Origin of the sequence: Pseudomonas atacamensis (genome assembly GCF_017167965.1) — a bacterium.
GTDB classification, from domain to species: Bacteria; Pseudomonadota; Gammaproteobacteria; order Pseudomonadales; family Pseudomonadaceae; genus Aquipseudomonas; species Aquipseudomonas atacamensis.
In genome coordinates this window covers 2,199,609-2,212,454 of the sequence record NZ_CP070503.1, presented here as the reverse complement: position 1 = coordinate 2,212,454, position 12,846 = coordinate 2,199,609, and the positions used below count along the sequence as shown (strand labels likewise).

The window sequence follows — 12,846 nt, the reverse complement described above, 5'->3', positions numbered from 1 at the left end:
CATTCCTGTGCGGCGGGAGTCACCGCATCCTGGCCATGCATAGAGCCGCCGATTGCGAAAAAGTGCAGTGCCCTGGCGGTGAGCCGACCTTCGGCGCTTTTCGCCACATCAATTAGTCGGACTTTATATTTGCCAACAGCGGTAAATCCGCTATAAATCTTCTGCGAAATATTCAATAGCCTGACTAATTGCGTTTTCTCAAAACAACAACAAAAAGGAAGGTCAACCATGCTTCAATCCCGTCACCTGCTCTCCGGCCTCGGACTGTCCCTGATGATCGCTACCCTTTCCGCCAACGCGGCGGGCCTGACCGCCGAACACAAAGCTTTCGGCAAAACCAATGACGGCACGCCTGTCGAACAGTACATCCTACGCAACAGCCACGGCATGCAAGCCACCGTGATTACCTACGGCGCGACCCTGCAAGCGCTGAAAGTCGCTGACAAACACGGCAAGTTCGACGACGTCGTCTTGGGTTTTGACGATGTGCAGGGCTATCAGAAAGGCACCGCGTACTTCGGCGCGACCATCGGCCGCTTCGGCAACCGTTTGGCCGAAGGTGCTTTCGAAATCGATGGCAAACGCTATCAAGTGCCGCAGAACGACAAATCCAACGCCCTGCACGGCGGTCCCGAAGGTTTCGACAAGAAAGTCTGGAAGGCCAGGGAAACCAAGGACAAGGATTCGGTGGGCGTAACCCTGACCTACCTGTCGGCCGACGGCGAGATGGGTTTCCCGGGCAATCTGACCACCGAAGTCACCTATCGCCTGACCGACAACAACGAACTGCGCATCGACTACAAGGCCAGCACCGACAAGCCGACCGTGCTCAACCTGACCAACCATAGTTACTTCAACCTGGCCGGCGCCGGTAATGGCGATATTCTCAAGCAAGTCGCCATGATCAACTCCAGCCATTACACGCCGGTCACCGCCAAACTGATCCCGACCGGGGAGCTGGCGCCTGTCGCCGGTACGCCGATGGACTTCAGCAAACCGACGGCGATCGGCACGCACATCAAGGCTGATCATCCGCAGCTGAAGTTCGCCGAGCCGAAACAGGGCGGGTTCGATTTCAACTGGGCACTGGACACCAAGGGCGATGTCAGCAAGCTCGCCACCGAAGTCAGCGACCCGCAATCCGGACGCGTCCTGCAACTGTTCACCAGCGAGCCGGGCGTGCAGTTCTACACCAGCAACTTCCTCGACGGCACGGTCAAGGGTAAGGGCGGCAAGGTCTATCCACACTGGGGCGCATTCACCCTCGAGACCCAGCACTACCCGGATTCGCCGAACCAGCCGGACTTCCCGAGCACGCGGCTTGATCCGGGGCAGACTTATGCCCACAGCGTGATACTGAAGTTCTCCACCAAGTAAGGCCCACGCCCCATGATAGTTCCCACGCTCTGCGTGGGAATGCAGCCCGGGACGCTCCGCGTCCCTTTCAGAGCTGGAACGCGGAGCGTCCCTTGATGCATTCCCACGCGGAGCGTGGGAACGATCTTGTAGGAGCTGCGATCTTTTTTGCTTTTTGAACCCCGACGCTATTCTGCTGCCCACTAAAGACACCCACTCTTTCAGGCAGGAGGTTTGAATGCGTACCCTTGAGTTGGCCGGCGTGCAGGTTCCCGTGATTGGTCAGGGCACTTGGCGCATGGGCGAGGATCGTTCGGCGCATAGCCGTGAAGTGGCGGCGCTGCGCAGCGGCATCGAGCTGGGCATGAGCCTGATCGATACCGCTGAGATGTACGCCGAGGGCGGTGCCGAAACGGTGGTCGGCGAAGCCATTGCCGGTCTGCGCGATCAAGTCTTTCTGGTCAGCAAGGTCTACCCGCACAACGCCAGCCGCCAGGGCATCCCGCAAGCCTGCGAGCGCAGTTTGCGTCGGCTCGGCACCGACTACATCGATCTGTATCTGCTGCACTGGCGCGGTCAGTATCCGCTGGAGGAAACCGTCGAAGCCTTCGAACGCCTGCGCGAGGACGGCAAGATCGGCCGTTGGGGCGTGTCGAATTTCGATGTCGACGACCTCGAAGAACTGTCTAGCTCGGCCTGCGCCACCAATCAGGTGTTGTACAACCTCGAGGAGCGCGGCATCGAATTCGATCTGCTGCCGTGGTGCCAACACCAGCGCCTGCCATTGATGGCGTACTGTCCGATCGGCCAGGGCGGCGCGATGCTCGCCGAGCCGGTTCTGCAAGACATTGCCAGTCGTTACAACGCCACCCCGGCGCAGATTTCACTGGCGTGGCTCCTGCGTCAGGACGGCGTGATTGCGATTCCCAAGGCTGTGCGCCCCGAGCATGTGCAACTCAATGCCGAGGCGGCCCGGTTGCAACTGGACGCCGGGGATCTGGCGGCGCTGGACAAAGTGTTCCCGGCGCCTCAACGCAAGCAGCGACTGGCCATGGTCTGAGCTGCCGACTGCGAGGGCTTCGCCATGAGAAGCACAGATCTGCACGACCCGTACAACCTGCAACGTTTTGTCCAGGCACAGGATCCGGTGTTCGAACGGGTCCAGCGTGAACTCGAGACAGGCCGCAAGCGCAGCCACTGGATGTGGTTCGTCTTTCCGCAGTTCGCCGGATTGGGCGGCAGCGAAATGGCCCGCCGCTTCGCCATCGGTTCAGCCGAGGAAGCCCAGGCCTATCTCGCCCACGAGCTGCTCGGGGCGCGGCTGCGCACCTGCACGCAACTGGTGCTGAATGTGCCGCAGCGCTCGATTGCAGAAATGTTTGGCCATCCCGATGACCTGAAATTTCATTCTTCGATGACCCTGTTCGCCCAGTTCAGCGCCGAGGACAGTCTGTTCCATCAGGCGCTGGAGCGTTACTTCCACGGCATTCTCGATGAATGGACGCTGCAACTGCTCGACTCAAAACAGGCCCAGTTGCCCACCGATCAGGGTTGAGAAGTCGTCGTCGACAAACGGCAGAATCGCATCCGCCACCGGTTGCAGCTGTCGCGTGATGTAGTGGTCGTAGTCGATGGCGGCGCGGCGTACTTCCAGCGGCTCCGGGCCGGCCAAGGTGATGACGTAGCTGATCCAGCCGCCGTTCTGATACTGCCGGGGCCGACCCTGCTCGGCGTTGTAGTCATCGGCGAGCCGCGCGGCGCGGACGTGGGGCGGTACGTTGCGTTCGTAATCGTCGAGGGTGCGGCGCAGACGCTTGCGGTAGATCAGCCGATCGTCGAACTCGCCGGCGAGGGTCTTGCGCACGTAATCGCGCACATAATCCTGGTACGGCTTGCGCTGGAAGATCCGCTCATACAGTTCTTGCTGAAATTGCCGAGCCAGCAGCGACCAGTCGGTGCGCACGGTTTCCAGGCCTTTGTAGACCATTTCTTCGCTGCCATCGGCGCGGGTGACCAGTCCGGCGTAGCGCTTCTTGCTGCCCTCCTCCGCGCCGCGAATGGTCGGCATCAGGAAGCGCTTGTAGTGAATCTCGAACTGCAATTCCAGCGCGCTTTCCAGCCCGTATTCTTCGCGCACATGGGCGCGCCACCAATCATTGACGTGTTTGACCAGCGCATGGCCGATCTGCGCTGCTTCATCCTGACCGTGCAGACTGCGCAGCCAGACGAAGGTTGAATCGGTGTCGCCGTAAATCACCGCATGGCCCTGCTCTTCGATCAACTGCCGGGTGCGCAGCATGATTTCGTGGCCGCGCAAGGTGATCGACGAGGCCAGCCGGGTATCGAAAAAACGGCAACCGCTGGAGCCGAGCACGCCGTAGAAGGCGTTCATGATGATCTTTAACGCCTGGGACAGCGGCGCATTGTGCTCGCGCTTGGCGGTTTCGCGCCCTTCGGCCACCCGCGCCACGATGGACGGCAGGCAATGGCGGGTGCGCGAGAAGCGTGCGCCACGAAAGCCCGGCACCGAGTCAGCGTCGTCCGGGTGCTGCAGACCCTCGATCAAGCCCACCGGGTCGATCAGAAAGGTGCGGATGATCGACGGGTAAAGGCTTTTGTAATCGAGCACCAACACCGATTCGTACAGCCCCGGCCGTGAATCCATGACAAACCCGCCGGGGCTGGCCTGCGGTGGATTGGTGCCCAGATTGGGTGCAACAAAGCCCTGGCGGTGCATCAACGGCATGTACAAATGGGTGAACGCTGCGACCGAACCGCCGCTGCGGTCGGCCGGCAAACCGGTAACGCTGGCGCGCTCAAGCAGGAACGTCAGCAGTTCGGTCTTGGCGAAGATCCGCGTGACCAGTTCGCAGTCCTTGAGGTTGTATTTGGCCAGCGCTGGCTTGTCCTCGGCGAACATGCGGTTGATCTCGTCCATGCGCTGGTACGGATTGTTGATCGCTTTGCCTTCGCCGAGCAGGGTCTGCGCGACGTTTTCCAGGCTGAACGAGGGAAAACTCCAGGTCGCCGAACGCAACGACTCGATGCCATCGATGATCAGCCGCCCCGCTGCCGAGGCGAAGTAGTGATTGCGGCTGCCGTGCTCGCGCCACTGCATTTCTTCGCCGCCACGACCGATCTTCAGCGGTACGCCAAGACGCCGTGCGTGTTCATGGAGGATGCGCAAATCGAACTGCACGACGTTCCAGCCAATGATCGCGTCGGGGTCGTGGCGGGCGAACCAGTCGTTGAGCTTCTTCAGAATGAGCGTGCGCGAATCGCAGTATTCGAGGTCGAAATCGACAATGCTGGCATCGCCATTCGGCGCGCCGAGCATGTACACCTGGCGCTCGCCGCAGCCTTCCAGCGCGATGGAATACAGCTCGCCGTTTTCGGTGGTTTCGATGTCGAGTGAGACCAGACGCAGTTTCGGCCGGTAATCGGGGTCGGGTTTCAGTTGGGCGTTGATCAGTACGCCGTCAGCATCCGGGGTGCCGCCAAACAGCACCGGCGCGGTGATGAAGCGCTCCATCAGATAGCGTTCCGGCGGGCGGATGTCGGCTTCAAAGACGTCGACGCCGGCGCGGTTGAGCGCGGTTTCGAGGCGCATCAACTGGCCATGCTGCTGGCAATACAGACCGAGCACCGGACGATGCTGAAAATCGAGCAAGGCCAACGGTCGCAGTTCCACATTCTTTTCATCGTGCAGCAGACGCTCGGCCGCTTCTCGCTGTGCGGCGGGAATAAATGCGACCGACGGCTGATGCGCCAGACGCACGCGGCGCGGCCCGGCGTCCGTTGCCAGCCAGAACTCGACTTCGGTGCCGGCCGGCGTATCGCGCCAATGCCGGGTCAGGACGAAGCCCTGCTGTAAATCCACCACTGCGACCTCAACGTTTCAATCAGAACGCCATTCTACGCAGCATTGTGGCAAGGGATTTATCTGCGGCAACAGGGATTTATCTGTGGCAAGAGGGATTTATCTGTGGCGAGGGGATTTATCTGTGGCGAGGGGATTTATCCCCGTTGGCCTGCGCAGCAGGCCCTTTCATTAAAAGCGGGGCCGCTTCGCGGCCAGCGGGGATAAATCCCCTCGCCACAGATGCTTCATTTACCGATACAAAGATGTTTTTTCCGGCAAATGGCGTTTTTTGCACGCTAACTGCCGCTTTGCCACCTTGCTCTGCGCGGCTGCGTCTACGATGCTTGATGAACAACGACAACACCTGAGTAACCGCCATGAAGACCGTCGCCCAACTGCTCAAGCTCAAAGATCAGAAAAATCAGGAAGTGCACCAGATCAAACCCGATCACATGGTGCTCGAAGCGCTGATGAAGATGGCCGAGAAAAACGTCGGCGCCTTGCTGGTGGTCGAAGACGACAAAGTGGTCGGCATCATCAGCGAGCGTGACTATGCACGCAAACTGGTGCTGCACGGGCGCTCTTCGGTCGGTACGCCAGTGCGCGACATCATGGTCAAGGACGTGATTACCGTGGATACCCGGCAAACCGTCGACACCTGCCTGGGGATCATGTCGGACAAACGCCTGCGCCACTTGCCGGTGGTCGAGGACGGCCAGTTGATCGGCCTGTTGTCGATCGGCGACTTGGTGAAAGAGGCGATTGCCGAACAGGCCGAGCTGATCAAACAGCTGGAGCAGTACATTCGCGGCGAATGAGCCCACCGCCGTGACCCCTTGTGAGAGCGAGCCTGCTCGCGAATGCGCCAGGTCAGTGATGATCGTTCCCACGCTCTGCGTGGGAATGCAGCCCGTGACGCTCCGCGTCCCTCTAAAGCCGAACGCGGAGCGTCCGTTGAGGCATTCCCACGCAGAGCGTGGGAACGATCGCGCCTGTCAGGCCGGCCAATGCCGCTCAAAGACCGGTGCCAGCACCGGGTGCCGGTCGATCCTTTGCAGCCACGCATAAAAGCCCGGGCGGGTCCGGCGCAGGTGTTCGCGGCTGCCGGCCCAGCGGCTTACCACGGCCGCCAGCACATCCAGCGCGCCGGGCGATTCATCATCCAGATACAGCTCCCCGGAAAACTGATCGGCAAACACCTCCCAACTGAAGTGCAAGCGCTGGCGGGTGCCGGCGATCAGGTTTTGCCGTGCGCTCTCGTCGGGCGTGCTCAGCCAACGCTCGGGGTAATCGATGATGCCGACCGCCGCATAGCAATTGCTGACGATATAGGCGAGGCCGCGAATCGCCTGATCACGATCGGCAGCCTTGCTCGGCAGCAGGCCGGACTTGGGAAACGTCAGGCCCAGGTGAATCAGGATCGCCGCGCTTTCAGTCATGGCGCTGCCGTCCGGCAGTTGCAGGGTCGGTATCTGCTTCAACGGATTGAGTTTGCCCAGCGCCTCGTCGGCCTCGGCGCTGGCTTCGGTATCAATGAAGCGATAGGCGATCTGGCACAACTCCAGTGCCGCCTCGATGGCAGCCGCGCCGGAATTCTTGTGCCCGTAGAGCTGGTACATGTCCGTTCCCCCGATAAGGCCTTTGCACAGGGTAGATGGCTGGCTGGCCTGACGTAGAAAATTCTGCAAATGTGTCGTGATTGGCACGTTTTTCCCATGCACTGCCGACTTGCGAAATCAACCTTCGCCAATCAGCGCTGGCGGTGCCCATCCCGCACCAAGAGCATTCATCGAACGCTATCCGCGTTCTTGTAAGGTGCGACAGCGAACCAAAAGTTCGCCTGTCCGAGCTGGCAATAAGGAGTTCACCCGTGAATCTTCAAATGCTCCGCCGTACGACATACCCCACTCACTCGCAAATCCAGCCCCAAGTTCAGCCGAGCCTATTCAGCCTGGCGCGTTTCTCCTTTATTACCTGAAACCCAATGCACACTCTGCGTGCCTGGCGATCGAGCGATCGCCGGGCGCCAAGTGTTATTTATTTTTTAAATACGGCAATTAATAAAAGGCACAACAACAAGATTGTCGAACAATGACTTTCCGTCATTGAAGTTGCACCAAAAGCGCACGCCCGAATGTGATGCAGTTAACCAATACTCCAGAATCAAAATAAGGAACATGTCCTGTGAACCGCTGAATGACTGACCTGCACCAAATCGATTCGCTACGCACCGATAGGTGCTAAGCCTGATCACCGAGCAGCCGCTCTATCCCGCCGATTGGCGTGATACAGCGTTCCCTCTGACTCGCTCTGGAAAAAGCCCTTCTGCGAGGACTTGAGGACCGCTTCGCGCCGAATAAACAGTGGGCGAAACTGAAACTTATATAAATGCGACACCAGTAACACCGAAGATTTGCGTTCAACCGGTTTCAGCAACATCTGGCACACCTGTTGCAAACTGTAACAAACCTGAGACAGCTCACGTCTCCACACAACAACAAGCCACGGAATGGATAATGAACAATCGATATAGATGCTACTAAGCCACTAAGTTTGTTCGAGGCCGTTTAAACAGATAGTCCAACTATCGGCCCGCGTACACCTTGAAGAAAGTTGCACCCACTCACTCGAACATCAGCCAGATGTTCGGACGGCACCTTATTGCCCTTCATCTGACCCGAGGGAGCTTTAATGAACGATGCGGTAAAGCACAAAACCCTGCCGGGGCCGTTGCAGCAAGCGCCGGTCTCGCCGGCAACGGGCAGGCCGGCGTTTACAGCCAATACGTCACGACCCGGCGGGTTGAACAAACCACAGATGCTCTTGCTGATCGCCGTGTCGGTGCTGATACACGGCGGCGCGTGGTGGTTCTTCCATCAGGCGCGTCCGGAACCACTGCCGACGCCGCCGGAAATCCCGGAAATGACCGTCGAGCTGACCAGCCCGACGCCTCCGGCCCCGCCAACACCGGAAGCACCACCGCCGCCCCCGCCTCCACCGCCGCCGGAACCCGAGCAGCCGGTGGAAGACGAGGACGCGCTCAAGCCGCCGCCCAAACCGGTGGAGAAGCCCAAGCCGATCGAAAAACCAAAACCGGTCGAGAAGCCAAAACCGGTGAAAAAAGTCGAGCCACCGAAAGCGCCGCCGGCCCCGGCGCAACCTGCCGCACCTGCGGCGCCGACAACACCAAGCGCACCACCGGCACCACCTGCTGCGCCCGCTCCGGTCAAGGAGTCGGCGGCGATTTCCGGCCTGGCCAGCCTTGGCAACCCGCCGCCGGAATATCCGTCGCTGGCGCTGCGCCGCAACTGGGAAGGCAGCGTGGTGCTGCGCATTCAGGTGCTGGCCAACGGCCGTGCCGGCAGCGTGACGGTGACCAAGTCCAGCGGCAAACCGCAACTGGATGAGGCGGCCGTCGCGGCGGTGAAGAACTGGAAGTTCATTCCGGCCAAGCGCGGCGACACGCCGATCGACGGCTTCGCCACCCAGACCATCGATTTCAAATTGCCGCAATGACGGCGCAACCGACTCATTACTGATTAACGCAAGCGAGGTGTAGCCATGAACGATTCACTGTCTTCGATGATTGTCCCCGGTGTGCTCTGGGGCCTGGTGCTGTTTTCCGTGGTCAGTTGGGCGATCCTGCTGGTCAAGTCGGCCCAGTACCTGCGCCAGAAAGCGCAGAACAAGCAGTTCGCCAAAGCCTTCTGGAGCGCGCCGGACCTGCTCACCGCCGCCGAACACGCCAGCCAGTATCCAGGCTCGCTGGCGCGCATCGCCAGCAGCGGTTTCGAAGCCCTGCTGGTGGAAGAGTCGCCGCGTACCACGCAACAACTGGCGCACACCATCAACCGCTCCGACCGCCTGGAACGCAACCTGCGCCAGCAGATCCAGAAGGAACGTCGCTCGCTGGAAAACGGCCAGGCGATCCTCGCCAGTATCGGCAGCACCGCGCCGTTCATTGGCCTGTTCGGCACCGTGTGGGGAATCATGGAAGCCCTGCAAAGCATTGGCGAAACCGGCTCGGCCAGCCTTGAAGCGGTCGCCGGGCCTATCGGCCACGCGCTGATCGCCACTGGCGTGGGCATCGCCGTCGCCGTGCCGGCGGTGCTGATCTACAACTTCTTCCTGCGTCGGCTGAAACTCGCCTCGGCGGACATGGACGACTTCGCCCACGACTTCGACGCCCTCGCCTCGCGCAGTGCGTTTTCCATCAGCCGCCAGGCCATCGCCAGCAAAAGCACCACCGCCGTGCGGGAGGCCAGCTGATGTCCTTCTCCACTCAAGACAGCGATGAAGTGCTCAGCGAAATGAACGTCACGCCGCTGGTCGACGTCATGCTCGTGCTGCTGGTGGTGTTCATTGTCACCGCGCCGCTGATGACCAACGCGATCAAGGTCAACCTGCCGAAAACCGACGCCGTCGCCCCTGCCGAAAAGAAAGACCCGGTGGTGGTCAGCGTCGATCAGGATGGCAAGTTCTATCTGGCCAAGACCGAACTGGCCCCGGAATCCCTCGAGGCCAGCCTCAAGGAGGTCAAGGCCAAAGACGCCGAAGTGCGTGTGCAATTGCAGGCCGATGCCGCCGTCAATTACGGCCAGGTGGCCAAGGCGATGGCATCGATCGAACGCTCCGGCATCAGCAAGATTTCGGTGATGACCACCCACTGAGTGCGGTGCCGGGCGGCTGTTGAAAGCTCCCGCCCGGCACCGCTGAAAAAAGAAATCCCGTCGCACCCGGCCGACCGAAAAAACGCCACGCGTCTTCGGAGGGGATCGGCTTGCTTGAAGAAAGTGGTTTTCCGCGCGCGGTATCACCGGAAGCGGAGCAATGAGCGGCTCACAAGGCCAATTCGATAACGTCTGAAAATCGGAAACAACCATGCTGATGAACACTCCACGCTTCACGCTCAAACCTTTGGTGGCAACGATGTCTCGCCACCGTTTCGTTCCGCTGTATCTGGTGGCCATGGGGATGGGCGCCGGGACCGTGCAAGCGGCCGAGGACGACAACAGCGCCACGCCGGCAGCCGCTGTGGTGGCGGCGCCGACCACGCAACTGCAACGGGTCGAAGTGACCGGTTCGGCGATTCGCCGGGTCGATGCGGAAACGGCGGTGCCGATCACCATTCTCAAGGCTGAAGAGCTGCGCAAACAGGGCGTGACCACCACCGCCGAACTGGTCCAGCGCATCACCGGCAGCCAGTCGATCAACAACAGCGCCGGCTCCGTCGGCGCGGCCACTGGCGGTGCGTCGTTTGCCGACATGCGCGGCATCGGCGCGAACAAGACGCTGGTGCTGCTCAACGGTCGACGCCTGGCCAACAATGCCCTGTCGGGGACCAACTCGGCCGGCGGCGCGGTGGACCTGAACATGATCCCGTTCGCCGCCATCGAGCGCGTGGAAGTGCTGCGCGACGGCGCCTCGGCCCTGTACGGCACCGACGCCATCGGCGGTGTGATCAACTTCATCACCAAGAAATCCCTTACCGACGGCGCGTTGACCCTCGGTGGCGAAACGCCGACCCACAGCGGTGGCGGCGCGACCAAGGACATGAGCGCCAGTTGGGGCTACGGCGATCTGGAAGAAGACCGCTTCAACGTCCTCGGCGTGTTCAACTACAACAAGCAGCAGAACCTCGACGCCAACGACCGCTCCTTCGCCACCGACTACGCGCCCGGTCGCGGTCTCGATCAGACCTCCGGCACCGCGTTCCCCGGCAACTACAGCCAGAACGGCAACGCCACCAACCCGTTGGCGAACAGCAACTGCAACGGCCCCAACCTGATCGCCCGCGACGGCTTGTGCCGCTTCAGCACCCGTGAATTCATCGACCTGGTGCCACAGACCGAGAAGACCTCGTTCTTCGGAAAGACCACTGCCAAGCTCGGCGATGATCACAATGCCAACCTTGAATATTTCTGGTCGCGCAACAACAACGCCGTCGCCGTCGGCCCGGCGCCACTGACTGGTCTGAGCCTGGATTCATCGTCGCCCTACTACCCCGGCAACGGCATCACCCCGGCGCCGACCGATTTCGCCCTCGACCCGACGCAGCCGGTCGATGTGAACTGGCGTGAAACCGCTGCCGGCCCGCGTGAATCGAAAGACCAGAACACCAGCCAGCGCTTTCTGCTGAGCTTCGATGGTCTGGTTGGCGGCTGGGATTACAACGTCGGCGCCTCGTACAACCAGAACAAAATCGTCTCCAGCGTCACCAGTGGCTATGTCAGCGATCAGGCGATGATTGACGGCCTGGCCAGCGGTCTGCTCAACCCGTTCGGCCCGCAGACCGCTGCCGGCCAGCAGTACATCGACGCCGCCGCGTACCACGGCGCCTACTCCACAGCCGTGGGCCGCGTCGCCGGTTTCGATGGCCGCGTGAGCCGTGAAATCGGCGACTGGTTCGGCGCAGGTCCGTCCGGTCTGGCGCTGGGCGGCGAGTACCGCAAGGAGAAATTCCATCAGGACTTCGAGTCGTTCGCCGGCGACATCCAGAGCCTCGGCATCGACCCGGCCGGTAGCGTCGAGGGCGACCGCAGCGTCAAGGCCGCCTATGCCGAACTCAACGTGCCGGTGCTCGACAGCCTTGAATTGTCCGCCGCTGTGCGCCACGACAAATACAGCGACTTCGGCAGCACCACCAACCCGAAATACTCGTTCCGTTATCAGCCGTTGAAAGAGCTGGTGGTGCGTGGCGCCTACAGCGAAGGTTTCCGCGCGCCGTCGCTGTATGAACTGTATTCGCCGCGCAGCATCACCTTCACCCAGGGTTTCTACAACGATCCCGTGCTGTGTACCGGCGGCGTGGTGCAACCAGGCGGTAACGGCGGGCGTGATTGCGGTCAGCAATTCCTCAACCAGATTGGCGGCAACGAGGATCTGGCCCCGGAGAAGGCGCGCAACGTGACGTTGGGCTTCGTCTACCAGCCGATCAGCAACCTCTCGGTGGGTCTGGATTTCTGGTGGATTCACATCTCCAACCAGATCCAGCCGTTCCCGGAATCCACCGTGTTCGATCAGGCCGGATCCTACCCGGACCGCTTCGTGCGCAACGCCGACGGCACGCTCAACTACATCGTCACCGGCAACGCCAACCTCGGCATCGTCGAAACCAACGGTGTCGATGTGTCGCTCGACTATCGCTTCCCGAACACGCCGTACGGTCAGTTTGGTCTCGGCCTGCAAGGCACCTATGTCGACGAGTACGACTTCCAGAGCACTATCAAAGGCCCGTTCACCGACAAGGTCGGCGACTTTCAGGGTGACGGCGTGATCGCGCGCTGGAAGCACAACCTCACCGGCAGCTGGAGCCTCGGTGCGGCGCGAGCAGCGCTGACCAACCGCTTCACCACCGGTTACAACGATTACGACCGCGACACCCATTCGCGCGTGGCCTCGTATTCGGTGTGGGACCTGTCGGCCGGCTACACCTTCAACAAAGTGCTCGACGTCGATGCCGGGATGAAGAACGTGTTCGACCGCAACCCGCCGTTCTCCAACCAGGCTTACAACTTCCAGAGCGGCTATGACCCGCGCTACACCGACCCGCTGGGCCGGACATTGTTTGCGCGCATGACTTACCACTTCTAACCCCAAATAAAACGCATCCCTCTGTGGGAGCGAGC

General features: G+C 60.9%; 10 protein-coding genes. 8 read left to right on the top strand and 2 right to left on the bottom strand.

Annotated features, from left to right (window positions below):
• Positions 1-228 precede the first annotated feature (228 nt).
• From JWU58_RS10080 to JWU58_RS10070, 3 genes are all read left to right on the top strand, one after another.
• Positions 229-1,377: an aldose epimerase family protein gene (locus JWU58_RS10080; protein WP_123442076.1), complete on the top strand. Its 1,149-nt coding sequence runs from the start codon at positions 229-231 to the stop codon at positions 1,375-1,377.
• A 217-nt stretch (positions 1,378-1,594) separates the two neighbouring features.
• Entirely contained in the window at positions 1,595-2,416 is an 822-nt protein-coding gene (locus JWU58_RS10075; protein WP_123442075.1) for an aldo/keto reductase, read from the top strand.
• A gap of 24 nt (positions 2,417-2,440) precedes the next feature.
• Positions 2,441-2,911 carry a DUF1810 domain-containing protein gene (locus tag JWU58_RS10070; protein ID WP_122880166.1) on the top strand — a complete coding sequence of 157 codons (471 nt, stop codon included), beginning with the start codon at positions 2,441-2,443 and terminating at the stop codon, positions 2,909-2,911.
• On the opposite strand, the gene JWU58_RS10065 is transcribed toward JWU58_RS10070, so the two are convergent.
• Positions 2,876-5,236: a DNA polymerase II gene (locus tag JWU58_RS10065; protein WP_185015324.1), complete on the bottom strand. Its 2,361-nt coding sequence runs from the start codon at positions 5,234-5,236 to the stop codon at positions 2,876-2,878. The genes JWU58_RS10070 and JWU58_RS10065 overlap by 36 nt on opposite strands.
• 359 nt (positions 5,237-5,595) lie before the next feature.
• Here JWU58_RS10065 and JWU58_RS10060 point away from each other — a divergent pair, with 359 nt between their 5' ends.
• Positions 5,596-6,036: a CBS domain-containing protein gene (locus JWU58_RS10060; protein WP_016775372.1), complete on the top strand. Its 441-nt coding sequence runs from the start codon at positions 5,596-5,598 to the stop codon at positions 6,034-6,036.
• 177 nt (positions 6,037-6,213) lie between these two features.
• Here the strand turns inward: JWU58_RS10060 and JWU58_RS10055 are convergent, their stop codons facing one another.
• Complete coding sequence (locus JWU58_RS10055) at positions 6,214-6,837, bottom strand: glutathione S-transferase N-terminal domain-containing protein (protein ID WP_110600707.1); 624 nt, start codon at positions 6,835-6,837, stop codon at positions 6,214-6,216.
• Positions 6,838-7,909: 1,072 nt separating this feature from the next.
• Between JWU58_RS10055 and JWU58_RS10050 the strand changes: the two genes are divergently transcribed.
• The 4 genes from JWU58_RS10050 to JWU58_RS10035 all read left to right on the top strand — a co-directional run bounded on the left by JWU58_RS10050 (position 7,910) and on the right by JWU58_RS10035 (position 12,811).
• Positions 7,910-8,734 (top strand): TonB family protein, encoded by an 825-nt coding sequence (locus tag JWU58_RS10050; protein ID WP_206421857.1) that lies wholly within the window; start codon positions 7,910-7,912, stop codon positions 8,732-8,734.
• 45 nt (positions 8,735-8,779) lie between these two features.
• On the top strand, positions 8,780-9,487 hold the full coding sequence (locus JWU58_RS10045) for a MotA/TolQ/ExbB proton channel family protein (RefSeq protein ID WP_122508145.1): 708 nt from the start codon (positions 8,780-8,782) through the stop codon (positions 9,485-9,487).
• Positions 9,487-9,888: an ExbD/TolR family protein gene (locus JWU58_RS10040; RefSeq protein WP_016775377.1), complete on the top strand. Its 402-nt coding sequence runs from the start codon at positions 9,487-9,489 to the stop codon at positions 9,886-9,888. The genes JWU58_RS10045 and JWU58_RS10040 overlap by 1 nt, the downstream gene beginning before the upstream one ends.
• Before the next feature lie 211 nt (positions 9,889-10,099).
• Positions 10,100-12,811 (top strand): TonB-dependent receptor, encoded by a 2,712-nt coding sequence (locus tag JWU58_RS10035; protein ID WP_163018908.1) that lies wholly within the window; start codon positions 10,100-10,102, stop codon positions 12,809-12,811.
• Positions 12,812-12,846: the final 35 nt, after the last annotated feature.

Bases quoted from the DNA above. Each gene is read 5' to 3' on its own strand.
- JWU58_RS10075 (WP_123442075.1), top strand. From the start codon at position 1,595: ATGCGTACCCTTGAGTTGGCCGGCGTGCAGGTTCCCGTGATTGGTCAG.
- JWU58_RS10070 (WP_122880166.1), top strand. From the start codon at position 2,441: ATGAGAAGCACAGATCTGCACGACCCGTACAACCTGCAACGTTTTGTC.
- JWU58_RS10040 (WP_016775377.1), top strand. From the start codon at position 9,487: ATGTCCTTCTCCACTCAAGACAGCGATGAAGTGCTCAGCGAAATGAAC.
- JWU58_RS10035 (WP_163018908.1), top strand. From the start codon at position 10,100: ATGCTGATGAACACTCCACGCTTCACGCTCAAACCTTTGGTGGCAACG.
- JWU58_RS10055 (WP_110600707.1), bottom strand. From the start codon at position 6,837: ATGTACCAGCTCTACGGGCACAAGAATTCCGGCGCGGCTGCCATCGAG.
- JWU58_RS10060 (WP_016775372.1), top strand. From the start codon at position 5,596: ATGAAGACCGTCGCCCAACTGCTCAAGCTCAAAGATCAGAAAAATCAG.
- JWU58_RS10045 (WP_122508145.1), top strand. From the start codon at position 8,780: ATGAACGATTCACTGTCTTCGATGATTGTCCCCGGTGTGCTCTGGGGC.
- JWU58_RS10050 (WP_206421857.1), top strand. From the start codon at position 7,910: ATGAACGATGCGGTAAAGCACAAAACCCTGCCGGGGCCGTTGCAGCAA.
- JWU58_RS10080 (WP_123442076.1), top strand. From the start codon at position 229: ATGCTTCAATCCCGTCACCTGCTCTCCGGCCTCGGACTGTCCCTGATG.